Annotated in this window: 23 protein-coding genes; 22 read left to right on the plus strand and 1 reads right to left on the minus strand. The window is 57.9% G+C overall.

Annotated elements, in window-relative coordinates:
- Positions 1-39: 39 nt before the first annotated feature.
- Positions 40-951 (minus strand): AraC family transcriptional regulator, encoded by a 912-nt coding sequence (locus ACW5XC_RS01225; protein WP_178378359.1) that lies wholly within the window; start codon positions 949-951, stop codon positions 40-42.
- 154 nt (positions 952-1,105) lie between these two features.
- Between ACW5XC_RS01225 and fliE the strand changes: the two genes are divergently transcribed.
- The 22 genes from fliE to ACW5XC_RS01335 all read left to right on the plus strand — a co-directional run bounded on the left by fliE (position 1,106) and on the right by ACW5XC_RS01335 (position 23,133).
- Complete coding sequence (fliE, locus tag ACW5XC_RS01230; RefSeq protein WP_005362062.1) at positions 1,106-1,423, plus strand: flagellar hook-basal body complex protein FliE; 318 nt, start codon at positions 1,106-1,108, stop codon at positions 1,421-1,423.
- A gap of 62 nt (positions 1,424-1,485) precedes the next feature.
- Positions 1,486-3,195, plus strand: coding sequence for a flagellar basal-body MS-ring/collar protein FliF (gene fliF / locus ACW5XC_RS01235; protein ID WP_042054467.1), 1,710 nt, complete (start codon positions 1,486-1,488; stop codon positions 3,193-3,195).
- Positions 3,188-4,249 (plus strand): flagellar motor switch protein FliG, encoded by a 1,062-nt coding sequence (gene fliG / locus ACW5XC_RS01240; protein ID WP_005334749.1) that lies wholly within the window; start codon positions 3,188-3,190, stop codon positions 4,247-4,249. The genes fliF and fliG overlap by 8 nt, the downstream gene beginning before the upstream one ends.
- A gap of 68 nt (positions 4,250-4,317) precedes the next feature.
- On the plus strand, positions 4,318-5,142 hold the full coding sequence (gene fliH, locus ACW5XC_RS01245) for a flagellar assembly protein FliH (protein WP_042054466.1): 825 nt from the start codon (positions 4,318-4,320) through the stop codon (positions 5,140-5,142).
- Between the two features lie 52 nt (positions 5,143-5,194).
- On the plus strand, positions 5,195-6,526 hold the full coding sequence (gene fliI, locus ACW5XC_RS01250) for a flagellar protein export ATPase FliI (RefSeq protein WP_042054465.1): 1,332 nt from the start codon (positions 5,195-5,197) through the stop codon (positions 6,524-6,526).
- Positions 6,527-6,553: 27 nt separating this feature from the next.
- Entirely contained in the window at positions 6,554-6,994 is a 441-nt protein-coding gene (gene fliJ, locus ACW5XC_RS01255; RefSeq protein ID WP_005334746.1) for a flagellar export protein FliJ, read from the plus strand.
- Positions 6,995-7,061: 67 nt separating this feature from the next.
- Positions 7,062-8,990, plus strand: coding sequence for a flagellar hook-length control protein FliK (locus ACW5XC_RS01260; RefSeq protein ID WP_042054464.1), 1,929 nt, complete (start codon positions 7,062-7,064; stop codon positions 8,988-8,990).
- Between the two features lie 57 nt (positions 8,991-9,047).
- Positions 9,048-9,563 (plus strand): flagellar basal body-associated protein FliL, encoded by a 516-nt coding sequence (gene fliL, locus ACW5XC_RS01265; protein ID WP_042054463.1) that lies wholly within the window; start codon positions 9,048-9,050, stop codon positions 9,561-9,563.
- Positions 9,564-9,570: 7 nt separating this feature from the next.
- Positions 9,571-10,641, plus strand: coding sequence for a flagellar motor switch protein FliM (gene fliM / locus ACW5XC_RS01270; RefSeq protein WP_005334736.1), 1,071 nt, complete (start codon positions 9,571-9,573; stop codon positions 10,639-10,641).
- A gap of 49 nt (positions 10,642-10,690) precedes the next feature.
- A complete protein-coding gene (fliN, locus tag ACW5XC_RS01275; RefSeq protein ID WP_005298791.1) occupies positions 10,691-11,083 on the plus strand; it encodes a flagellar motor switch protein FliN in 393 nt (130 codons plus the stop codon).
- Positions 11,080-11,460 (plus strand): flagellar biosynthetic protein FliO, encoded by a 381-nt coding sequence (gene fliO / locus ACW5XC_RS01280; protein ID WP_005362049.1) that lies wholly within the window; start codon positions 11,080-11,082, stop codon positions 11,458-11,460. Before fliN ends, fliO begins: the two co-directional genes overlap by 4 nt.
- Complete coding sequence (fliP, locus tag ACW5XC_RS01285) at positions 11,447-12,220, plus strand: flagellar type III secretion system pore protein FliP (protein ID WP_042054462.1); 774 nt, start codon at positions 11,447-11,449, stop codon at positions 12,218-12,220. Before fliO ends, fliP begins: the two co-directional genes overlap by 14 nt.
- A gap of 25 nt (positions 12,221-12,245) precedes the next feature.
- Positions 12,246-12,515, plus strand: coding sequence for a flagellar biosynthesis protein FliQ (gene fliQ / locus ACW5XC_RS01290; protein ID WP_005334727.1), 270 nt, complete (start codon positions 12,246-12,248; stop codon positions 12,513-12,515).
- Positions 12,512-13,309, plus strand: a complete 798-nt coding sequence (fliR, locus tag ACW5XC_RS01295; RefSeq protein ID WP_042054461.1) for a flagellar biosynthetic protein FliR — start codon at positions 12,512-12,514, stop codon at positions 13,307-13,309. Before fliQ ends, fliR begins: the two co-directional genes overlap by 4 nt.
- Positions 13,302-14,432 (plus strand): flagellar biosynthesis protein FlhB, encoded by a 1,131-nt coding sequence (gene flhB, locus ACW5XC_RS01300; protein ID WP_019444721.1) that lies wholly within the window; start codon positions 13,302-13,304, stop codon positions 14,430-14,432. Before fliR ends, flhB begins: the two co-directional genes overlap by 8 nt.
- Before the next feature lie 107 nt (positions 14,433-14,539).
- Positions 14,540-16,642 (plus strand): flagellar biosynthesis protein FlhA, encoded by a 2,103-nt coding sequence (gene flhA / locus ACW5XC_RS01305; RefSeq protein ID WP_005353675.1) that lies wholly within the window; start codon positions 14,540-14,542, stop codon positions 16,640-16,642.
- A 16-nt stretch (positions 16,643-16,658) separates the two neighbouring features.
- On the plus strand, positions 16,659-18,083 hold the full coding sequence (flhF, locus tag ACW5XC_RS01310) for a flagellar biosynthesis protein FlhF (RefSeq protein WP_042054460.1): 1,425 nt from the start codon (positions 16,659-16,661) through the stop codon (positions 18,081-18,083).
- Position 18,084: 1 nt separating this feature from the next.
- Positions 18,085-18,960, plus strand: coding sequence for a MinD/ParA family protein (locus ACW5XC_RS01315; protein WP_042054459.1), 876 nt, complete (start codon positions 18,085-18,087; stop codon positions 18,958-18,960).
- Positions 18,953-19,672 (plus strand): RNA polymerase sigma factor FliA, encoded by a 720-nt coding sequence (locus ACW5XC_RS01320; RefSeq protein WP_042054458.1) that lies wholly within the window; start codon positions 18,953-18,955, stop codon positions 19,670-19,672. The genes ACW5XC_RS01315 and ACW5XC_RS01320 overlap by 8 nt, the downstream gene beginning before the upstream one ends.
- A gap of 123 nt (positions 19,673-19,795) precedes the next feature.
- A complete protein-coding gene (gene cheY, locus ACW5XC_RS01325; RefSeq protein ID WP_005334709.1) occupies positions 19,796-20,167 on the plus strand; it encodes a chemotaxis response regulator CheY in 372 nt (123 codons plus the stop codon).
- A gap of 12 nt (positions 20,168-20,179) precedes the next feature.
- On the plus strand, positions 20,180-20,920 hold the full coding sequence (locus ACW5XC_RS01330) for a protein phosphatase CheZ (protein ID WP_042054457.1): 741 nt from the start codon (positions 20,180-20,182) through the stop codon (positions 20,918-20,920).
- A gap of 11 nt (positions 20,921-20,931) precedes the next feature.
- Entirely contained in the window at positions 20,932-23,133 is a 2,202-nt protein-coding gene (locus ACW5XC_RS01335) for a chemotaxis protein CheA (RefSeq protein ID WP_042054456.1), read from the plus strand.
- Positions 23,134-23,144 lie beyond the last annotated feature (11 nt).

Raw genomic sequence — 23,144 nt, forward strand, 5'->3', positions numbered from 1 at the left:
GAAGGCACCGAAGTGGGTAAATGGAAATGAGGTATCGGCTTATCGGTTGATCAGCGGGATACAGATATCAAACACGTAATGATCCCGGTCGGGGTCCGTGCCTGCGTGGTATTGCTCGTAACACGGGCGATCGTCGCAGTTCAGCCCTTGGCCCACTACCCAGCGAAATGCCGTCTCCCAGCAGGCGACCAGTTGATCGCCGCGAGCGATAAAGTGACATACCGCATAGGGGCCCTCGGCGATGGTCTGGGTGGTTAACTGGCGCCCTGCGGGGATCTCTGGCCCCAGCTCGATGCAGACGTCAGTACGACAACGGGTCTCATCGGTGATATCGGGGATATCCCAATAGAGACTCAGGGTACCAGCCGGTGTCATCGCCTCGTCTGAGGCGAACAGCGCGAGCAAATCCCGATGAGCTTGCTCGCAGGTCTCTTTGCCATAGGGGCCCAGGCGGCGCATGTACGCCACGCGCCGGGCGGGCATCTGCCTGACGCTTGCCCCCTGCAACAGACCCGGGTGTTCGGTGACCGGGTGCATGACCAGGCCATCATAGGTGTCAAAGGGAAGGGGATCGTTTCCAATCTTGCTTTTCCAGTTTCCCCCCTGCTGCTGGCGGTATTCCGAGGGGCTCATGGCGAAGTGCAGGCGAAAGGCCTTGGCGAAATTCTGCGAGCTGGAGAACCCGGCGGCCAGTGCGAGGGTGGTGATATCGCTCTGGGGGGAGGCGAGCAAGCGACGAGCAGCGCGTTCCATACGCAGGCGCCGGGTAAATCCGGCAATGGTCTCGCCGACCATCGTCTTGAAAATACGGTGGAAGTGGAAGGTGGAGATGGCTGCCGCTGCTGCGACCTCATCCAGGCCCGGATTGTCATCCAGATGGTGGCTGATGTAGTCCATCGCCTTGAACACGGGTTTGCGATAATCCAGAGCGGACTCCTTGCCAGCCAGCAAAAGTGGGCGTCAGAGTCGGATTTAATCAGAGCCACCTGCCGTTGTCGAACCCGTCCGGCCTGGTCTGGCCACTCATCCTCGTCGCGTTTTTAACGCATTGGCACTCTAATTGCTTATTGCATGCCAGCGTCAATGATTTGTCTGGGGATGGAAAATGGAAATTAGTGCAAGCAGCCTGATGCAAGAGATGCAGGCGCTCAAGATCGAAGCAGGCGCAACGCCGCTGGCACAACCCGGTCGTCAGGTAACCTCCGACTTTGGTCAGCTGCTGCAACAGGCGCTTGGCAACGTCAACGAGCTGCAAGGGGCCGCCAATGATCTGCGTACCCGTTTCGATATGGGCGACAAGTCGGTGGATCTGGCCGAGGTGATGATCGCGGGCCAAAAATCCTCCATCGCCTTTGAAGCCACGGTACAGGTGCGCAACAAGATGGTCGATGCCTACAAGACCATCATGAACATGCCGGTATAAGCGACGCCAATAAACCATGACGACTGAACATCATGAACATGTCAGCAATAAGGACATAAATCGTGGCTACTGACCAAAACGGCGATCTGCTGATAAACGATGAGGGCACCGCCGCCCTCGATGAAAATGAGCAGAAGAGTTCGGCGCTGGGCTTCCTGTCCAACACCGATGTGCTGCGGCAAATCACCCTGATCCTGGGGCTTGCCATCTGTCTGGCCATTGCGGTGTTTATCCTGCTGTGGGGCAAGGAGCCGGACATGCGTCCCCTCGGCACCTACACCACCCAGGAGCTGGTGAAGACTCTCGATTTCCTCGATCAGCAGAAGATCCCCTACGAGGTGGATGGTAAGAGCGTGCTGGTCAACGCCGAAAGCTACCCCACTATCCAGCTGGCCCTGACCCGTGCCGGTCTTGCCAATGCCACCGATAGCAGCATCGGTGGTGAAGATATCCTGCTCAAAGATTCCAGTTTCGGCGTCAGCCAGCGAATGGAGAGCGAACGTCTGAAGCTGAGCCGCGAGCGCCAGCTGGCGAGCGCCATCGAGCAGTTCCAGAATGTGGCCAAGGCCCAGGTGCTGCTGGCCATTCCGAAAGACAACGTGTTTGCCCGCAACGAACGCAAACCCAGTGCCACCGTGGTGCTCAACCTGAAAGGGGCGGCGCTGGGGCAGGGGGAGGTGGACTCCATCGTCGATATGGTTGCCTCCGCCGTACATGGCCTTGAGCCGACCCGCGTCACCGTCACCGACCAGAATGGCCGCCTGCTCAACTCCGGCTCGCAAGACCCGATCTCGGCCCAGACTCGCAAAGAGTTTGCCATGCAGCAGAAGCAGGAGCTGGAGTACAAACAAAAAATTGACGCCATCCTGATCCCGGTGCTGGGGGCCGACAACTATACGGCGGAAGTGGATCTCTCCCTCGACTTCTCCCAGCAGGAGCAGACCCGCAAGACTTACAACCCGGACCTGCCTGCTGTGCGCTCCGAAATGACCATGGAAGAGAACAGCGCCAGCGGCAGCAATGGTGGGGTGCCCGGCGCGCTCTCCAACCAGCCCCCTGCCGCCTCCAATATTCCCGAGGAGGCGACCGGTGGTGATGGTGCCAGCGCTGCCGCTTCTGGCCGTTCCCGCAAAGAGGCAACCCGCAACTTCGAGCTGGATACCACCGTCAGCCATACCCGTCGCCAGATGGGAGGCATTCGCCGCATGACCGTCTCGGTTGCCGTGGATTACAAAGCGGTGCCCGGTGCCGACGGGGCCGTGACTCGTGAGGCGCGCACCCAGGCAGAACTCGATACATTGCGTCGTTTGTTGAGCGGTGGCCTTGGCTTTGATGTGACCCGGGGTGATACCCTTGAGGTGGTCGCGATTCCGTTCAATCGCCCAGAGCTGGATACCGTGGCCGAAGTGCCGCTCTACGATCAGCCCTGGTTCTGGCGTGCGGTGCGGATTGCCGCCTCGGTACTGGTGATCATCGTCTTGATCGTCACCGTGGTTCGCCCCATGCTCAAGCGACTGCTCTATCCGGATGCCAAACCGGAAGGGGAAGTGGATTTCGACAACCACACCGTACTGGGTGGCGACGACGAGTTGAGTCTGCTGTCAGCACAAGTCGAGAACGATCAGGTATTTGGTGTCCGCGATGGCCAGCTGAAACTGCCGGATCTGCACCGTGACGAAGACTTGCTCAAGGCGGTACGTGCGCTGGTGGCGAACGAGCCGGATCTGGCCGCTCAGGTCATTAAAGAATGGGTAACGAACAAAGATGCCTGAAGAAAAGAAGAGTCAAGTCACCGGCAATGACATCACCGACAGTCAGCGCCAGATCCTCGACCAGATGTCGGGGATGGAGATGGCTGCGGTGCTGATGCTGAGCCTCAATGAAGAGGATGCCGCCCAGATCTTCCGTCATCTCGAGCCCAAGCAGGTGCAGCGGCTCGGTATGTCGATGGCCTCCATGTCCGACTTCAGTCACGATCGGGTGGCGGCGGTGCACCGTCAATTCATCGACGATATCCAGAAGTACACCAACATCGGTATCGGCAGCGAAGACTTCGTGCGTAAGGCGTTGGTGGCGGCCCTTGGCGAGGACAAGGCGAGCAACCTGGTGGACCAGATCATTCTCGGTTCCGGCGCCCGCGGCCTCGATTCGCTCAAGTGGATGGATGCCCGTCAGGTGGCCAGCATCATCCAGAACGAACACCCGCAGATCCAGACTATCGTGCTCTCCTATCTGGAGCCGGAGCAATCCGCCGAGATCCTGAGCCAGTTCCCGGAGCAGGTGCGCCTCGATCTGGTGATGCGTATCGCCAACCTCGAAGAGGTACAACCGGCGGCACTGCAAGAGTTGAACGACATCATGGAGAAACAGTTCGCCGGTGCGGCCGGTGCCCAGGCAGCCAAGATGGGCGGCCTGAAGGCAGCCGCCAACATCATGAACTATCTGGATACCAATATCGAAGGCCAGTTGATGGACTCCATCCGCGAGTCGGACGAAGAGATGAGCCAGCAGATCCAGGATTTGATGTTCGTGTTCGAAAACCTCATCGATGTGGACGATCGCGGCATCCAGACCATGCTGCGGGAAGTGCCGGGGGATCTGCTGCAACGCGCCCTCAAGGGCTCCGACGATCAGATGCGCGAGAAGATCTTCAAGAACATGTCCAAACGGGCGGCCGAAATGTTGGCGGACGATCTGGAGGCCATGGGGCCAATCCGGGTCTCCGAAGTGGAAGCTGCCCAGAAAGAGATCCTCTCCATCGCCCGTCGTCTGGCGGATGCTGGCGAAATCATGTTGGGTGCCGGTGGCGGCGAGGAGTTCCTCTAAGCCATGGCCCATAAACAGAACCGCGATGCCAAGCCCGCATCAGGCAGTGGTGAGGAGCCGCGCAAAGCATGAACAACAAACTGCGTGGTTATGTGCGCCCCGAGGGCGATGATGCCCGGGTTGAGACCTGGGGCTGGCCCGAGATGGAGGTCGAGGTAGAGGCGGGAGCGCCTACCAATGCTCTTGGCCTGGCCCCTGACTGGTATCAGCAGGAAGAGGAGGTGGTGGAGCCGGAGCCCGAACAGGAGCCGACCCCCAGCATCACCGCCGAAGAGCTTGAAGCGATCCGTCAGGCCGCCTGGGAAGAGGGGATGGCCGAGGGGCGCGAGTCCGGTTATGCCAAGGGTATGGAAGAGGGCAAGCTGGAAGGATTGCAACAGGGTCATTCCGCTGGTCTCGAACAGGGGCGCGAGGAGGGGCTGGCTATGGGGCGCGAGCTGGTGGAGCAGGAGATCGCCCACTGGCAGGGGCTCGCCGCCCGCCTTGCCAATCCGCTTAACGAGCTGGATCAGGCGGTGGAGCAGCAGTTGGTCTCGCTGGTGATGCAACTGGCCCGCGCGCTTATTCGTCACGAAGCGGAGACCTCCCCCCGCATTCTGCTGGAGGCGCTTAAAGAGGGGCTGGCCTTGCTGCCTGCCGCCGAACAGGGGGTGACTCTGATGTTGCATCCCGACGATATCGCGCGAATCGAGCAGGCATTTGGCGCCGAAGAGTGCGCCAAGCGCCACTGGCGATTGCAAAGCGATCCCACCCTCTCCCCCGGCGATCTGCAACTGGCTACCGAGCTCTCCAGCATCGATCTGACCCTCTCCGGGCGCATCGATCAGTTGCTGCGCAACTTCTTGCGGGACAATGCGTCGCAGAAACCGGCTTCGCAGGATCCACGCCCATAACCGATGCCGGACGTTGCTGTCCGGCTGCACTTTTTAGCTCTCAGGAGGCCAGATGAGCGGCTCGCTACTGAACCGGTTGCAAGGGTACAAGGTACGCGACAGCGCCCCCAAACCGCCGGTCGCCGGCAAATTGACCCGGGTGGTGGGGCTGACCCTCGAAGCCATCGGCTGCCGCGCAGCCATTGGTGCCCTCTGTCGCATCGATACTCTTGATGGGACGCTGGAGGCTGAAGTGGTCGGTTTTTCTGGCGATCGCCTCTATCTGATGCCGAGCGAGCAGCTCAAAGGGGTGATCCCCGGTGCCCGGGTAGTGCCCATCACCGAAGAGCACGGCATTCCGGTCGGCATGAACCTGCTAGGTCGAGTCATCGACGGCATCGGTCAGCCACTCGATGGCCTCGGCCCCATTCTCTCCTCCCAGACCGTGCAGTTTGCCCAGCACCGCATCAACCCGCTCTCTCGCCGCCCGATCCATCAGCCGATGGACGTGGGGGTACGCGCCATCAATGCCGTGCTGACGGTGGGGCAGGGCCAGCGGATGGGGCTGTTTGCCGGTTCCGGTGTCGGTAAATCGGTGCTGCTGGGCATGATGACCCGCGGCTCGGTGGCGGATGTTGTAGTGGTCGGCCTCATCGGTGAACGGGGCCGTGAGGTGAAAGAGTTTATCGAAGACATTTTGGGAGAGGAGGGGCGAGCCCGCTCCGTGGTGGTAGCGGCTCCCGCCGATGCCTCGCCGCTGATGCGGCTAAAGGGGTGTGAAACGGCGCTGGCCATTGCCGAGTATTTTCGCGATCAGGGGCTCAACGTGTTGCTCTTGATGGACTCTCTTACCCGTTATGCCCAGGCCCAGCGTGAGATCGCGCTGGCGGTGGGCGAGCCGCCAGCGACCAAGGGCTATCCACCGTCGGTATTTGCCAAATTACCGGCGCTGGTGGAGCGGGCGGGTAACGGCAGTGACGGCCAGGGCTCCATCACCGCCTTCTTCACCGTACTGACCGAGGGGGATGACCTGCAAGATCCCATTGCCGATGCGGCGCGGGCGATCCTCGATGGCCATATAGTGTTGTCGCGTGAGCTGGCCGATGCGGGCCACTATCCGGCTATCGATATCGAGAAGTCCATCAGCCGGGTTATGCCTATGGTCACCTCGCCGGAACATATGGATCTGGCGCGCACCCTCAAGCAGTTCTACTCCCTCTATCAGCAGAACCGGGATCTCATCACCATCGGCGCCTACAGTCAGGGGGCCGATCCGCGTATTGACCGCGCCATCATTCAAAAACCCTATCTGGATCAGTTCTTGCAGCAGGGGATGCGCGAGGTCATTCACTACGATGATGGCCTGCAAGCCTTGCAGATGGTGGCGATGCCATTGATGCGCTGATGATGGTCGGTAACAGAGAGGTCGACGATGAGTAAAGGGTTGGTATTGTTGGCCGATCGGCTGGTGGAAGCGGAGCAGCAGTGTGCGCTGGCACTGGTGAAGGCGCAGCAGGATCTCAAGCTGTTCATGGATCAGCAAAATGCCCTCAACCAGTACCGCCAGATCTATCACCAGCAGTGGACCGATCGCGGCCTGCAGGGGATTTCACCCCAGCAAAACACCCAGTATCACGCCTTTATCAACAAGCTCGAACAGGCAGCGACCCAGCAGTACGAAGGGGTGTTGCAGGTGCGTCAGGCGCTGGAACAGCGCCGTGAAGAGTGGCTGGCTGCCCAGCAGCGGCGCAAGGCGGTGGAGCTGTTGCTGGAGAAGCAGGCGAGCCGCGAGCAGCAGAAAGCCCAGCGTCAGGAGCAGAAGATGCTGGATGAGTACGCCATGTTGCGACGCTTTCATCAATCTGGCCTGTAACTTGCTTTGATATGGACATTGTCGGCGGCCATATCTTTGGGGGCCACCAGAATTCAGGGATCCCATCATGATGCAGACACTGTTGACACAAACGCCTTCGGCTCCGGCCAACGGGTTGGACAAAGCGCCTCTGAGCGGTTCCGTAGAGAGCAAAAGCATCGATGGGGGAACCGGCAGCGACAGCAAGGGTGATTTCGCCACCCTGATTGCCAAAGCCCGGAACGGCGAACAGGGCGCCGCTGAGGCCACTCAGGGCGGTAACCATGTCCGATCAGCCAAATCTTTGGCGACCGAAAGCGTCTCTCCCAAAGAGGAGACCAGCAAGGAGCAGGATCCTGACGCCGACAACAAGGTGGAGGAGGTCCCTGCCACCGACTTTCTGCTGCGCCTGCAAGACTCCCTCAAGCTCGATACCTCGCTAGTGACTCCCCAGCTGGCGGTGGCGGCCCAACAGAGCGCCACTGCGGTAGACGGCAATCCGTTGCCGCAAGAGGGTGAGTTGGAGGGGATTGCGCTTGATGAAGGCGAGCAGACTCCTGCCGCTGCCAGGATTGCCAGCCAGCTTGCCGGTCAGACCGGGGCGCAGTCGCCGCTGGCGACGACCGCCAATTCGGCTTCAGAAACCACCGTATCCTCCTCAGCGGCGCGAGTGGTGGCGAAGGGTGATGCCTCTGCTGCCGTTCTCTCCTCTGAAGGTGAAGATGCCGCCACCACTGCGGATGGGCAGACCGGGGAGAAAGCCTCTGCCAAGGGCGAAACCCTCGGAGCAGATGGCAAGCAGACCAAGCCCCTCACGGGGGCCGAGCGAATGGCCCAGCTGGCCAAGGTGCTGCCGGTCGATGAGTCGGCAAGCACCGCCAAATCCGCTGAGTCTCTCGCTGCAAAAGAGGCTGGCGACAGCAAATCCGATCTCGCCGCCAGTAATGCTTTGACTAACAAGGGGCAGGCGACGCAAGCCGTGACTCAGGGGGCTGCGCTCAAGGTCTTCAGCGAGGGGCTCAAGCAGCCTGAAGCGGGCGCTGCAACCACTTCAGCAACTGCGGATGGAAGTGGGGTAGCTGGCAAGGGGACAGAAAAGGGTGCCGCCGAAGGCAGCCAGCAACCAGCCACCGCCGCCAATCAAGGTTCGGCGCCCGTGACGACGGCGCAAAGTGCCGTAGCAAGTGCCGCAGCCCAGGGCAGCGTGACGGCAAATGCGACGGCTCAGACCGATAGTGCTGCCGCCCCAGTGATGGTGGCGCCGCAGCAGGTGTTGGCGCAGGCCGAATCTCAGGGGCCGCAAGCGCCGTTGTCGACCATTTCAGCCGGCATCAAACAGATGGAAGTGACGGGCACCGACGAGGTGCGAAAAGCGGTTTCGCTTGAGGTAAAGCCGAAGGCCGGTGAGGCGGAGAAGAGCCTGGTTGCGACGACATCTAGCGGCGAGATCAGCCCGAGCCAGACCGTTCAGCATGGCCAGAACAGCCAGACTCAGCCACAGGTAGCCGATAGCCGGGCGCCCGCCGCTGAGACGACGCTGCGCCGTGAGCCGCAGAATTTACCCCATTTGAAACTGGCCAGTCAGGAAGCGCCTGCCGAATTGCACCAGAAGGTCAATGTGATGCTGGCCGAAAAACTGCAACAGGCGGAAATTCAGCTCGACCCACTCGGCCTTGGCAAGATGAAGATCCAGATCCAGATGGGAGCTGACAGCCAGGCCAACGTCCATTTTGTGGTACAACATGGACAGACCCGCGAGATGCTGGAGCAGGCGATGCCCCGGCTGCGTGACATGCTGGCAGGGCAGGGGATCCAGCTTGGTCAGACGCAGGTGCAGCAGCAGTCGCAACAACAGCAGCAACAGGGCCAGCCCACCTTTAACGGGCAGGGGCAGCAAGGTCAGAGTAGTGGTCAGCAGCGGTCCGGTAACGGGCTGGTTGAAGGGGAACTCACCACTTCCAACCCCAGTTTGCTGGTGGAATCGACAAACGGTTCCGGAATTGATTTCTATGCTTGATGCAATCCCGAGTAAGTTTATGATATCGAACAAGTTTGAGACTAGGGTGGACAAGGGATGGCTGACGATAACGAGTTGACGCTAAAAGACCCGGCTGCGGGCAAGAAAAAGAAGCTGATCATTATCATTGCCCTGGCGGTAATTTTGCTGGGCGGTGGTGGTGTTGGCGCCTTCCTGATGCTCTCCGGCTCCGATAAACCGCCCGCTGAAGCGGCGGAAGGTGCCGAGGCCGCACCCAAGGAGGAAGCGCCTAAACCTTCCCTCTATGTCGGTATGCCGCGCCCCTTTGTCTTCAACGTCGCAGGTGCCCAGCGAGATCGACTGGTGCAGATCAAGATCCAGCTGATGGTGCGCGGTACCGCCGACGAGACGCTGGCCAAACAGAATATCCCCCTGATTGAAGGCACCTTGCTGCGGGTATTCAGCGCAGCCAGTGCCGAACAGCTGATGACCTTTGAAGGCAAGGAGAAGCTGCGCAAGGATTCACTGGAAGAGTGCCGTCGGGTGCTCAAGGACCTGGTCTCTTCCCCCGTTATCGAACAAGTGCTGTTTACCGGCTTTGTAATGCAGTAGGTGAAGCGTGAGCGATCTGTTAAGTCAGGACGAAATTGATGCCCTCTTGCACGGTGTCGATGATGTCGAAGAGGAAGAGATAGGCGGCGCTGGAGACCCCGGCGTAGCCCAGTTTGACTTCTCCTCCCAGGACCGCATCGTCCGTGGTCGCATGCCGACGCTGGAGCTGGTGAATGAGCGTTTCGCCCGCCATATGCGGATCAGTCTGTTCAACATGATGCGTCGTACCGCCGAGGTCTCCATCAACGGCGTGCAGATGCTCAAGTTTGGCGAGTATGTTCATACCCTGTTTGTGCCGACCAGTCTCAACATGGTGCGCTTCCGCCCGCTCAAGGGGACGGCGCTCATCACCATGGAGGCCCGACTGGTCTTCATCCTGGTAGAGAACTTCTTCGGTGGCGATGGCCGTTATCACGCCAAGATTGAAGGGCGCGAGTTCACGCCGACCGAACGGCGCATTATCCAGATGCTGCTCAAACTGGTGTTTGAGGATTACAAGGATGCCTGGGCGCCAGTGATGGATGTGGGGTTCGAGTATCTTGACTCCGAAGTGAACCCGGCGATGGCCAACATCGTCAGCCCGACCGAAGTGATCGTGGTCAGCTCGTTCCACATCGAGCTCGATGGTGGCGGCGGCGACTTCCACGTGGCGATGCCTTATTCCATGCTGGAACCGATCCGCGAGCTGCTGGATGCCGGTGTGCAGAGTGACAAGGGGGATACCGACGTACGTTGGAGCAAGGCGCTGCGTGACGAGATCATGGACGTCAAGGTGGAGCTGCGGGCCAAGCTGCTGGAGACCGAACTCACCCTGCGTGAACTGATGGAGCTGCGACCTGGCGATATCATTCCGGTCGATATGCCGGAAAATCTGCTGGTTTTTGTGGAGGACTTGCCCACTTTCCACGCCAAGATGGGCCGCACCAAGGATAATGTGGCGCTCAAGATCACCGACAAGCTCAAACGTCCGGAAGGGGTCAAGACGGAGATGCATCTGGTGACCCGGGGCGGGGTACGAATTGATGGCGAGGCCGAGCTGGAAGAGCTCGAGCGCAGTATCGAAGATCAACAGCGATAATTGACGGTTTATTACGGTAAACGGTCACGAAGTAGCATAAGGAAACAAGATGAGCGGAACTGAGGAAGAGGATCTGATGGCTGATGCCTGGGCTGCGGCTCTGGAGGAGCAGGTGACGGCGGAAGCCAAGCCAGCCCCGCTGGAAGAGTTGAAAGATGATGCCCCCATCAGTGCCGAGGAGCGTCGCAAGCTCGACACCATTCTTGATATTCCGGTCACTATCGCCATGGAGGTGGGCCGGAGCCAGATCAGCATCCGCAACCTGTTGCAGCTGAACCAGGGCTCGGTGGTGGAGCTGGATCGTGTTGCAGGCGAGCCGCTGGATGTATTGGTCAACGGTACCCTGATCGCTCACGGCGAGGTGGTGGTGGTGAACGACAAGTTCGGTATCCGCCTGACTGACGTCATCAGCCAGATTGAACGGATCAAGAAGCTCAAATGATGCGCCTCCTGTTGTTATTGCTGCCTGTTCCGGCCTTTGCCGAGACAGCGGCATCTGCCAACGTGCCTAGTCTGAGCTCCTGGTTGCTCTCCAGTCTGATGGTGATTGGTCTCATTCTGGTGCTGGGCTTTCTGCTCAAGAAGAGCAAGCTGGCGACCGCCATGGGTGGCGGCCAGATGCGGGTCATCGCCTCGTTGCCGGTGGGTTACAAAGAGAAGCTGCTGGTGGTCAAGGTGGGCGAACAGCAGTTGCTGGTCGGCGTAACACCGCAGCAGGTCAACTTTCTCTACCGGCTGGAGGAGCCGCTGGATGAAAACCAGCCACAGGCGTTTTCCCAGCAGCTTGGCAAATTGATGGGCAAGCATGAAAAAAGCTAACGGCTTATGGCTGAAAAAGGGGCTGCTGGTCAGCCTGCTGATACCACTGTTTTGCTCCTGGCCAGCGCTGGCACAGGACGCCATGTCGGCGGTGACCGTCAAGACCATGGGGGATGGCTCTCAGGAGTACAGCCTGACCCTGCAAGTGCTGGCGCTGATGACCGCGCTCTCCTTCTTGCCAGCCATGGTGATCATGATGACCTCGTTTACCCGCATCATAGTGGTGCTGGGTATCTTGCGCCAGGCGATCGGTCTGCAACAGAGCCCCTCCAACCAGGTGTTGATCGGCATAGCCCTGTTTATGTCGTTCTTCATCATGTCGCCGGTGCTGGATCGCATCAATGATGAGGCGCTGCAGCCCTATCTGGCCGAAACCATTCAGGCAAAAGAGGCGCTGGAGCGGGCTGAGTTGCCCATCCACCAGTTCATGCTGGCCCAGACCCGGATCAAGGATCTCAATACTTTTATGGAGATTGCCAACGTGCAGGTGGAGAAACCTGCCGATGTGCCGCTACGGGTGCTGATCCCGGCGTTTGTCACCAGCGAGCTGAAAACCGCCTTCCAGATTGGTTTTATGCTGTTCTTACCGTTCCTGGTCATCGATCTGGTGGTCGCCAGTATTCTGATGGCGATGGGGATGATGATGCTCTCGCCGATGATTGTCTCGCTGCCCTTCAAGCTGATGCTGTTCGTGATGGTGGATGGCTGGAACCTCATTTTGGGGTCATTGGCCAACAGTTTCGGACTGGGTGCCGGTTAGCCGGTCGAGCGCAAGGAGCCCGAACATGAGTCCTGAAACCTTTGTCGACGTCTTTCGCGAGGCGCTCTGGCTGGTCAATATCATGGTCAGCGCCGTGATCCTGCCCAGCCTCGCTATCGGGCTGGTGGTAGCCATTTTTCAGGCGGCCACCTCCATCAACGAACAGACCCTGAGTTTTCTGCCCCGTCTTATCGTGACCCTGCTAGCCCTGGGAATTGGTGCTCACTGGGGAATGCAGAGTCTGATGGACTTCTTCATACTGATGGTCAATCAAATCCCTGAGGTGGTGGGATGACCTACACAACCGCTCTGATCATGGAGTGGTTGTCTTCCATCCTCTGGCCGCTGGCGCGGGTGAGCAGCCTGCTGATGGTGATGGCGGTATTCGGCAGCCGCCTCGCTCCTGCGCGGGTACGGATGGGGCTGGCTTTGGCCATCACCTTTCTGATTGCCCCGCTGCTTCCGAAAATGCCCTCTATCGAGCTCTTCTCTGCCGGCAGTTTTCTGGTATTGGGCCAGCAGTTGCTGATCGGTATTGCCCTCGGCCTGATGACCCAGTTTCTGATGGAGAGCTTCGTGATGGCCGGTCAGGTCATCGCTATGCAGACCAGTCTGGGTTTTGCCACCCTGGTGGACCCGATGAATGGCCAGTCTGCCCCCGTGGTGGGGCAGTTTTATCTGATGCTGGCGACCCTGGTGTTTCTGGCACTGGATGGTCATCTGGTGATGCTGCGGCTGGTCATTCTTAGTTTCGAGACACTGCCTGTCTCCGAGCTCGGCCTCTCGGTTTCATCCATGAAAACCCTGAGTGCGTTTCTGGGTGTGATGTATCAGGCTGCTTTGGTGATGTCGCTCTCAGCCATCGTCGCCTTGCTCTTAATCAATTTCGCCTTTGGTGTCATGACCCGGGCGGCGCCGCAGCTCAACATTTTCAGTATCGGTTTTGCGGTCAGCATGATGTCGGGTCTGCTGATCCTCTGGCTCACTATCGGCGGGTTCCTCGGTCACTTCGACATCATGTGGGAGCGGGTGCAGGAGGTCAGCTGCGAGCTGATCAACACCCAGTGCTTCGGGGGCGCTCATGGCTGATACCGACCAGGAACGTACCGAACAACCCACGGGCAAACGACTGCAACAGGCCCGTGAAAAAGGGCAGATTGCACGTTCAAAAGAGCTGGGGACCGCTAGCGTTCTGCTCTCGGCGGTCTTTGGCCTGTTGATGCTCAAGGGCTCGCTGGCGACCGCCATGGTCAAGGTTGTCACCATGGGCTTTACCCTGGACAGGGAGCAGGCTTTCGATCCCAATGCCATGATCGCCATGGTGCCAGCGCTGCTGGGGGAACTGGTGCTTCCGCTGGGGCTGTTGTTTGCACTGGTGGCGATTGCCGCTTTTATCGGCAACACCCTGATGGGGGGGATGAACTTCTCCACCGAAGCTATGATGCCCAAGATGAGCAAGCTGAGTCCGCTCAGTGGCCTCAAGCGAATGTTCGGGGTGCAGTCACTGATTGAGCTGGTCAAATCCATCGCCAAGGTGGTGTTCATCACCCTGTTTGCCTGGTGGATGCTGTCCAGTCAGTTCAATCACCTGCTCAACCTCTCAATGGAGGGATTTCCCGGCGGCATTATCGATGCGCTGGAGCTGTTTCTCTGGATGTTGATCATCCTCTGCTGTGCCCTGCTTCCCATCGTTGCCATCGACGTGCCGTTCCAGCAGTGGAACCACATGCGTCAGCTCAAGATGACCAAACAGGAGGTCAAGGACGAGTTCAAGGACAGCGAAGGCAAGCCAGAGGTAAAGGGCAAGATCCGTCAGTTGCAGATGCAGATGGCGATGCGCCGGATGATGGGGGATGTACCCAAGGCTGATGTGGTGATCACTAACCCGACCCACTACTCGGTAGCGCTCAAGTATGATGCGGGCAAACCCGGTGCCGCGCCCAAGGTCGTGGCCAAAGGAACAGATGAAATTGCAATGAAGATCAGGGAGATCGCCAGAGAGTACGAGATTCCCATCATGCCGTCACCAGCTTTGACCCGGGCTATTTACCACTCAACCGAGCTGGGCCACGAGATCCCGGAAGGGCTGTTTGCGGCGGTTGCCCAGGTGCTCGCCTATGTCTTCCAGCTCAAGAAATTCCGTCGTGGTCAGGGGCGCCGTCCCCAGCCGCTGGCTAAAGATCTGCCCATTCCGACCGAATATCGCAAATGACAAAGTTCTGACGTAGTCAAAATAAATTCATTGCATTTCAACGGCTTGCATTGTTGGCTTGATGTTTGCTTTAATCTGGCACCAGCAGGTTGAAATTGAGAAGCGCGATGGAATTCAAGGCAGTATTGGGCCAGTTCAAAGAGTACCGGGGAGTATTGGGCAAAGGCCTTGGTACCCCTCTGCTGGTATTAGCCGCGCTCGGTATGGTGGTGTTACCCATCCCGCCGCTGATGCTGGACGTGCTCTTCTCCTTCAACATTGCTCTCTCCATCGTGGTGCTGCTGGTATCCGTCTATACCCGCCGCCCCCTCGAATTTGCTGCCTTCCCGACCGTACTGCTGCTCGCTACCTTGCTGCGGTTGGCGTTGAACGTCGCATCGACCCGGGTGGTGTTGCTGGAAGGTCATAATGGTAGTGCGGCGGCCGGTCATGTGATCGAGGCGTTCGGTAACGTGGTGATCGGCGGCAACTATGCGGTCGGCATCATCGTGTTCACCATCCTGATGATCATCAACTTTGTGGTGATCACCAAGGGTGCCGGGCGGATCGCGGAAGTGAGTGCCCGTTTTACCCTTGATGCGATGCCGGGCAAACAGATGGCCATAGATGCCGATTTGAACGCCGGTCTCATCAATCAGGAAGAGGCGAAGAAGCGTCGTCAGGATGTAACCCAGGAAGCTGACTTCTACGGCTCCATGGATGGTGCCTCCAAGTTTGTCAAAGGGGATGCCATTGCGGGCATCATGATCCTCTTTATCAACATCATCGGCGGCTTCATCATCGGGATGATGCAGCACCAGCTGACCTTCAGCGAATCTGCCGAGATCTATACCCTGTTGGCCATCGGTGACGGTCTGGTGGCGCAGATCCCCTCCCTGCTGCTCTCCATCGCTGCGGCCATCATAGTGACCCGTCAGAATACCGATCAGGACATGGGGACCGCAGTACTGGGCCAGCTGTTTGACAATCCCAAGGCGCTGATCATCTCGGCCGGGATTCTGCTGATGATGGGGCTGGTGCCGGGGATGCCGCATTTCGCCTTCCTGAGTCTGGGGGCTCTTGCCGCCGCTGGCGCCTGGTGGTTGCTGCGCCGCGAGAAACTGGCGGCCGCCAAAGCGGCCAAGGGCGAGCTGCTGCCTGCCACAGCCGAACAACCCCATGAGCAGAAAGAGCTGAGCTGGGACGATGTGATGCCGGTGGACATCATCGGGCTGGAAGTGGGTTATCAGCTGATCCCGCTGGTGGATCGCAATCAGGGTGGCGAACTGCTCAACCGGATCAAAGGGGTGCGCAAGAAACTCTCGCAAGAGCTGGGCTTTCTGGTCCCGGCCGTCCACATTCGCGACAACCTGGATCTGGCGCCAAACCAATACCGCATCACCTTGATGGGGGTCAGTACCGGCGAGGCCAATGTCTACCATGATAAGGAGATGGCCATCAATCCGGGGCAGGTGTTCGGCCAGATCCAGGGGATAGCGACCCGGGATCCCGCCTTCGGACTGGAAGCGGTCTGGGTTGCCAAGGAGATGGTCTCTCAGGCACAGACGCTGGGGTATACGGTGGTGGATACCGCGACCGTGGTGGCTACCCATCTGAGCCAGATCCTGACCAACCATGCGGCTCTGCTGCTGGGCCATGACGAAGTACAACAGCTGCTCGACATGATTGGCAAACATCAGAGCAAGCTGGTCGAAGGGTTGGTGCCGGAAGTGATCAGCATGGGTAACCTTGTGAAGGTATTGCAGAACTTGCTCAATGAAGGCGTGCCAATCCGCGATATGCGCACTATCCTGCAGACCCTGGTTGAATACGCGCCGCGCAGTCCGGATCCGGAAGTGCTAACGGCCGCTTGCCGGATTGCCCTGCGTCGCCTGATTGTGCAGGAGATTGCAGGCCCCGATCCCGAGCTGCCGGTGATTACCTTGGCGCCGGAATTGGAACGTATATTGCATCAATCCCTGCAGGCAGGTGGCGGTGATGGTGCCGGTATTGAACCGGGCTTGGCGGAGCGGATGCAGCGTTCGCTGGTGGAAGCCACTCAACGACAAGAATTGGAAGGCCAACCGGCCGTGCTTCTGACATCGGGGATCTTGCGCAATACCCTGGCAAAATTTGTCAAGAATGCCATTCCTGGATTGCGCGTTCTGTCTTATCAGGAAGTGCCCGACGACAAGCAGATCCGCATCGTCAGTGCGGTAGGGCAGAACTAGTTAGCGGAGACGACGGGTGAAGATTAAGCGGTTTTTTGCCAAGGATATGCGAACGGCTCTGGCCGAGGTCAAGGAGACTCTCGGGCCTGACGCCGTCATCATGTCCAACAAGAAGGTCACCGGAGGGGTAGAGATAGTCGCCGCAGTCGATTATCAATCCCAGGTCCCGGGGCCCAAAGATGCGCCGGTTCGCCGTCAGCTGAACGATGAGAGCGTCAATATTTCGTCTGCTGCACGGCAGATGATCCGCCCCGAGCCGACGCCGGCGAAGGAGCAGAACGAACATTATGCCGATACCTTGGCCGCCTTGCTGGCGCGCCAGCAGAAGCTCAAGCCGGGCAATGGGGCGCCAATGGGCAATACCCAATCGGCCGGGCTGGCCGCTGCCAATGCAGCGCCCAGAACATTGGCCGAGCAGGGGCAGTGGGGCGCAGCCCCGGAACCTGCCAAGCCCAAGGCCCGGGTTGCGTCCGGCCAGCGTGCTCCTCAACCTACCCAGCGGGATCAGGAGATGGAGGGGATGCGCAAGGAGATGGCCAGCATCCGCAAATTGCTGGAGCACCAGATCTCCGGGCTGATGTGGCAAGAGGTGGAGCGTCGCGAACCGATGCGGGCTCTGCTGATCAAGGAGCTCAAGAAACTCGGCTTTGATGATGCGTTTGCCGATCAACTGGCGGGACTGATCCCCGAAGATATGTCCATCCATCAGGCGATGGCCCAGTTGGCCGAGGTGCTGACGGCCCAGCTCAAGATCAGTGAGGACGAGATCATGCGTCAGGGCGGCGCGGTTGCGCTGCTTGGTCCGACCGGGGTGGGCAAAACCACTACCATCGCCAAGCTGGCTGCCCGTTTCGCCATGAAGTATGGCGCCGAGCAGGTGGCGCTGATAACCACCGACAACTACCGGATTGGTGCCCATGAACAGCTGCAGACCTATGGCCGCATCATGGGTTGCCCGGTACGGCAGGTGCGTGATGCCGAAGAGTTGGCCAATGCCCTTTATCAGTTCCGCCACCGTCGGCTGGTACTTATCGATACGGCCGGGGTGGGCCAACGGGATATCCGGTTGACCGAGCAGCTCGATACCCTGGTCAAGAATGCCAAGGTGCGGATCCGCAGTTATCTGGTGATGTCGGCAACTTCCCAGCGTCGGGTGATGCAGGAAGCGGTTGACCATTTCCGGCGTATTCCATTAAGCGGCTGCATACTTACCAAATTGGATGAAAGTCTGAATCTTGGCGAAGTGATTAACGTGTGTATCCAGAATTCATTGCCCATCAGCTATATCACTGACGGACAAAGGGTTCCGGAAGATATTCAGGTTGCCAATGCGGCGCAGCTCGTCGGGGCTGCCATGGGCTCGCTGGAGCGAGAAACAGAGGAGCCCTATTTCTGGGGCGCAGGCTTTGGCGAGGCCGAAGATTCGGAGTTTTATGAGTAACATGTATATGGATCAGGCGAGTGGTCTGCGCAAAATGCGTCAAAACAATCGAGTAAAAGTAATCGCCGTTTCCGGTGGTAAAGGTGGCGTGGGCAAGACCAACGTGACCCTGAACGTGGCCGGAGCCATGGCCGCCCAAGGCAAGCGGGTGATGGTGCTGGATGCCGACCTGGGTCTGGCCAACGTCGACGTCATGCTTGGGCTGCGGGTTCATCGCAACCTCTCTCATGTCCTGGCGGGTGAATGCACCATCGACGATATCATTGTCGAAGGCCCTTACGGCATGATGATCGTGCCTGCGACCTCGGGCACCCAGTCCATGGTCGAGCTTTCTCCGGTGCAGCATGCCGAGCTTATCCGTGCCTTCAGCGAGATGAAGACCCAGGTCGACATCCTGCTGGTGGATACGGCTGCGGGTATCTCCGACATGGTGCTGAGCTTCACCCGAGCAGCTCAAGACATCATGGTGGTGGTCTGCGATGAGCCTACCTCCATCACCGATGCCTACGCCCTCATCAAGATCCTCTCCAAGGAGCACGGCGTGTTTCGTTTCAAGGTAGTGGCCAATATGGTACGCAGTCTGCGCGAAGGGCAGGAGCTCTTTGCCAAACTGACCCGGGTCACGGATCGTTTCCTCGACACCTCGCTGGAACTGGTCGCCTGTGTACCCTATGACACCAATCTGCGTGCCGCCGTGCGCAAGCAGAAGCTGATTGTCGAGGCGTTTCCCAAGTCGCCGGCCGCACTGGCGTTCCGGGCCCTTGCCAACAAGGCGGCGAGCTGGCCGGTTCCCAACCAGCCGGGCGGCCATCTGGAGTTTTTCCTGGAAAATTTGTTGCAGAAACCGGCCACAACACAGGAAGGTTCCCGTGAATAAAGCCCAAGCGTACTTGCGTTATCAGGATTCCTATGTGCTGGTGGAGCGTCACGCTCCCCTGGTCAAGCGAATTGCCCAGCATTTGTTGGCTCGACTGCCCAGCAGTGTCTTGCTGGATGACCTGATCCAGGCAGGTATGATTGGGCTGCTTGAAGCCTCCCGCAACTTTGACGGTAGCAAGGGAGCAAGCTTCGAGACGTATGCCGGGATCCGCATCCGCGGCGCCATGCTGGATGAGATCCGGCGTGGTGACTGGGTGCCCCGTTCAGTGCATCGCAACAGTCGCGCTATTGCAGAAGCGATCGAGAATGTCGAGCAGACTCACGGGCGTGACGCGCGAGATACCGAGGTTGCTGCCGAGATGGGGGTCTCCATCGCTGATTACCATGCGATGCTGCAAGACGTCTCTTGCGGCAAAATTATCGGCATTGAAGATTTGGGGGTCAGCGAGGATGTGATCGGTAACCCCGATGATGCCCCTTCAGGTTCGGGATTCGATGAATTGGCTGCCGAGCGATTTCAGATTCAATTATCCGAGCAAATTGGTCGTCTACCAGAGAGAGAAGCTTTGGTTCTCTCTCTTTACTACGATGAAGAGCTGAATTTGCGCGAAATTGGCGAGGTTTTGAATGTCAGCGAGTCGCGTGTGAGCCAGATCCACAGTCAGGCAATGCACAGATTACGTGCTCGTTTGAGAGATTGGCATCTATAAGTGTTTGTACTGGCTACACTGAGATGAAACTCTAAGGCATAATCCGCACGACACAACCCGTTTTTAGCATCATGTAAGTGAGCCACTCTGGTGGCTATTTAGGAGGGAATTTTGGACAAGAACATGAAAATCCTCATTGTTGACGATTTTTCAACGATGCGCCGGATTATCAAGAACTTGCTGCGCGACTTGGGATTCAACAATACCCATGAGGCGGATGACGGCAATACAGCGCTGCCGATGCTGAAAAATGGTGATTTTCAGTTTGTAGTTACCGACTGGAACATGCCTGGCATGCAAGGTATTGACCTGCTTAAAGCCATCCGTGTCGATGAGAAGCTCAAGCATCTGCCGGTACTGATGGTAACCGCTGAAGCCAAACGTGAGCAGATCATTGAAGCCGCACAAGCTGGCGTCAACGGTTACATCGTCAAGCCCTTCACCGCAGCAACGCTCAAAGAAAAACTCGACAAAATTTTCGAACGAATTGGCTAAGGAGCTGCAGGGATGATGGCCAAAACGAGAGCAATGATTTCGCTCGACCAGGCAAGGATGCTTGTTGATCATCTGGAGCAAGGCGAATTTGAGCTGGCCGATGAACTGCTTGCCGAAGTGTGTGCCCCCAACGCAGCCGATCTGTTTGAAAAAGTAGGTCAGCTGACCCGACAACTGCATGATTCACTTCAAGAATTTCGCCTCGACCCCCGTATTCCCGATTTGGCTACTCATGATATTCCCGATGCTCGGGAGCGCTTGAGCTACGTTATCGATATGACCGACAAAGCGGCCAATCGCACAATGGATGCGGTGGAAGCCAGTTTGCCGATAGCGGATCGCCTGAATGACAATATCCAGCTGGTGATGCCGAACTGGAATGCCCTCATGTCTCGTGACATGAGCGTGGGACAGTTCAAATCCTTATGTCACCAACTTGATGATTTTATTAAGGCTTCAGAGTCTGATGCCGATAAATTACGGCAACTGCTGACAGAAATCCTGATGGCACAAGATTTTCAGGATTTGACAGGTCAGATGATCCGCAAGGTCATCAAGCTTGTTCAGGAAGTTGAAACAAAATTAATAGAAATGCTGACCATGTTTGGTGAGGCTTCTGCTGAGCATTCAACTCGTAGTATTCCTGTCAACGGGATTGAAGCAGAGGGCCCTATCATGAACCCCGAGGCTCGTGCCGATGTGGTCAATGGTCAGGATGATGTGGACGATCTGCTGTCTAGCTTGGGATTCTAATGGAGTGACGCATGGCCTTCGAAGTTGATGAAGACATACTGCAAGACTTTCTGGTCGAAGCATCTGAAATATTGGAACAGTTGTCTGAACAACTGGTCGACTTGGAAAAGCGGCCCGATGACAAGAACCTGTTGAATGCCATCTTTCGCGGTTTCCATACCGTGAAAGGGGGGGCAGGTTTTCTGTCGCTCGGTGAACTGGTTGATGTATGCCACGGTGCGGAAAACGTGTTCGATATCTTGCGTAATGGCAAGCGAACCGTTACTGCGGAGCTGATGGATGTGATCCTGCAAGCGCTGGATGCCATCAATGTCATGTTCGCCCAGGTTCAAAATCGCGAAGCACCCAGCCCTGCGTCAGATGATTTGCTTCATGACCTCCATGAGTTGTGCAAGCCAGAAGGGGAAGAGCAACTGCGCACGGCTACCAGTGCGGCTGCGGCTGTAGAATCTGAACCTGCAGCACCGGTAGTTGTTGAAGAAGTTGCTCCAGAAGTTGTTGAACCCGCAGCCATCAGCAGCGAGCCTGCTCCTGTCAATGGCGGCGGCTCGATCGATGAAATTTCTGCAGACGAATTTGAACGTTTGCTGGACGAGCTCCACGGCGTGGGTGGGGCTCCGACCAAGACGGCTGCAGCAACCCCGATAGCGGGTGGCTCTGGCGATATCACCGATGATGAGTTTGAGGCCTTGCTGGACCAGCTCCATGGCCAGGGACAGCACATGGGGGCGCCAGAGGTGAATCCTCTGAAGTCGGTGCAAAAAGAGGTGGACGAGCTTATCGATGATGATGAGTTTGAGCGTCTACTTGATGAATTGCATGGCCGTGGCCAAGGGCCTCAGAGTACTCTGGCAACTGCCGCAACTGCCGCAACTGCCGCAACTGCCGTAACTGCCGCAACTGCTGCGGTGACTCCGCCCAAACCGGCCACTCCTGTAGCCAAACCAGCACCGGCTGCCCCCGCAAAACCTGCCGAAGCAGCCAAGACACCAGCGCCTGCCGCCAAGGCGGCACCTGCGCCAGCAGAAAACAGTGCCGTGCAAAGCGATACGACGGTGCGGGTGGATACCAAGACCCTCGATGTCATCATGAACATGGTAGGTGAGTTGGTACTGGTCCGTAACCGTCTGGTGAGCTTGGGTATTGCCAGCAATGATGAAGAGATGTCAAAGGCGGTTGCCAATCTGGATGTGGTAACGGCTGACCTGCAAGGTGCGGTGATGAAAACCCGCATGCAGCCAATCAAGAAGGTGTTTGGTCGTTTCCCGCGCGTTGTGCGTGATCTGGCCCGAACCCTTAAGAAAGAGATTGAGCTGGTGATGGTGGGCGAAGAGACAGATCTGGATAAAAACCTGGTGGAGGCGCTCGCCGATCCTCTGGTTCACCTCGTTCGCAACTCATGCGATCACGGGGTCGAAATGCCTGATGTTCGTGAGAAAGCGGGCAAACCGCGGCAAGGGACGATCACCCTTAGCGCCTCCCAGCAAGGCGATCATATCCTGCTTTGCATCGAGGATGATGGGGCTGGGATGGATCCGGAGAAACTCAAGTCCATCGCAATCAGTCGCGGTGTTCTGGATGCAGATACTGCCGCTCGCATGAGCGACAACGATGCCTATAACCTGATCTTTGCCCCGGGCTTTTCAACCAAGGCCGAGATCTCCGATATATCTGGCCGTGGTGTCGGAATGGACGTGGTTAAAACCAGCATTGTCAGCCTCAATGGGTCAGTGCACATCGATTCCACTTGGGGGAAAGGTACCCGTCTCGAAATCAAGGTTCCGTTGACGCTAGCCATTCTGCCGACTCTGATGGTGGAAGTGGGTGAGCAGACCTTCGCGCTTCCCCTTGGCTGTGTGAACGAGATTTTCCATCTGGATCTGAAAAAGGCCAACATGGTTGATGGCCAGCTCACCATCATTGTGCGCGAGAAGGCGATACCGCTCTTCTATCTGCACAAGTGGTTGATTCGTGGCGCCAATAAACGTTCACGTCAGGATACCGGACATGTGGTGATCGTGCAGATTGGCACTCAGCAAATCGGGTTTGTGGTAGACAGCCTGATTGGTCAGGAAGAGGTGGTGATCAAGCCACTCGATAACCTGCTGCAAGGTACGCCGGGTATGGCTGGGGCGACGATTACCAGTGATGGCGGAATTGCTCTTATTTTGGATGTGCCGAGTCTGCTCAAAGCATATGCGCGTAGACATTAATAGCTCAGGCC

It is taken from the genome of Aeromonas sp. 25-AL00135, assembly GCF_054052385.1.

Coding starts and splice junctions, on each gene's coding strand:
- ACW5XC_RS01260 (WP_042054464.1), top strand. CDS start 7,062: ATGATGCAGACACTGTTGACACAAACGCCTTCGGCTCCGGCCAACGGG.
- fliE (WP_005362062.1), top strand. CDS start 1,106: ATGGAAATTAGTGCAAGCAGCCTGATGCAAGAGATGCAGGCGCTCAAG.
- cheY (WP_005334709.1), top strand. CDS start 19,796: ATGAAAATCCTCATTGTTGACGATTTTTCAACGATGCGCCGGATTATC.
- fliO (WP_005362049.1), top strand. CDS start 11,080: ATGATGCGCCTCCTGTTGTTATTGCTGCCTGTTCCGGCCTTTGCCGAG.
- flhB (WP_019444721.1), top strand. CDS start 13,302: ATGGCTGATACCGACCAGGAACGTACCGAACAACCCACGGGCAAACGA.
- flhA (WP_005353675.1), top strand. CDS start 14,540: ATGGAATTCAAGGCAGTATTGGGCCAGTTCAAAGAGTACCGGGGAGTA.
- ACW5XC_RS01315 (WP_042054459.1), top strand. CDS start 18,085: ATGTATATGGATCAGGCGAGTGGTCTGCGCAAAATGCGTCAAAACAAT.
- fliG (WP_005334749.1), top strand. CDS start 3,188: ATGCCTGAAGAAAAGAAGAGTCAAGTCACCGGCAATGACATCACCGAC.
- ACW5XC_RS01330 (WP_042054457.1), top strand. CDS start 20,180: ATGATGGCCAAAACGAGAGCAATGATTTCGCTCGACCAGGCAAGGATG.
- fliR (WP_042054461.1), top strand. CDS start 12,512: ATGACCTACACAACCGCTCTGATCATGGAGTGGTTGTCTTCCATCCTC.
- fliH (WP_042054466.1), top strand. CDS start 4,318: ATGAACAACAAACTGCGTGGTTATGTGCGCCCCGAGGGCGATGATGCC.
- fliQ (WP_005334727.1), top strand. CDS start 12,246: ATGAGTCCTGAAACCTTTGTCGACGTCTTTCGCGAGGCGCTCTGGCTG.
- fliI (WP_042054465.1), top strand. CDS start 5,195: ATGAGCGGCTCGCTACTGAACCGGTTGCAAGGGTACAAGGTACGCGAC.
- fliL (WP_042054463.1), top strand. CDS start 9,048: ATGGCTGACGATAACGAGTTGACGCTAAAAGACCCGGCTGCGGGCAAG.
- fliJ (WP_005334746.1), top strand. CDS start 6,554: ATGAGTAAAGGGTTGGTATTGTTGGCCGATCGGCTGGTGGAAGCGGAG.
- ACW5XC_RS01335 (WP_042054456.1), top strand. CDS start 20,932: ATGGCCTTCGAAGTTGATGAAGACATACTGCAAGACTTTCTGGTCGAA.
- fliP (WP_042054462.1), top strand. CDS start 11,447: ATGAAAAAAGCTAACGGCTTATGGCTGAAAAAGGGGCTGCTGGTCAGC.
- fliN (WP_005298791.1), top strand. CDS start 10,691: ATGAGCGGAACTGAGGAAGAGGATCTGATGGCTGATGCCTGGGCTGCG.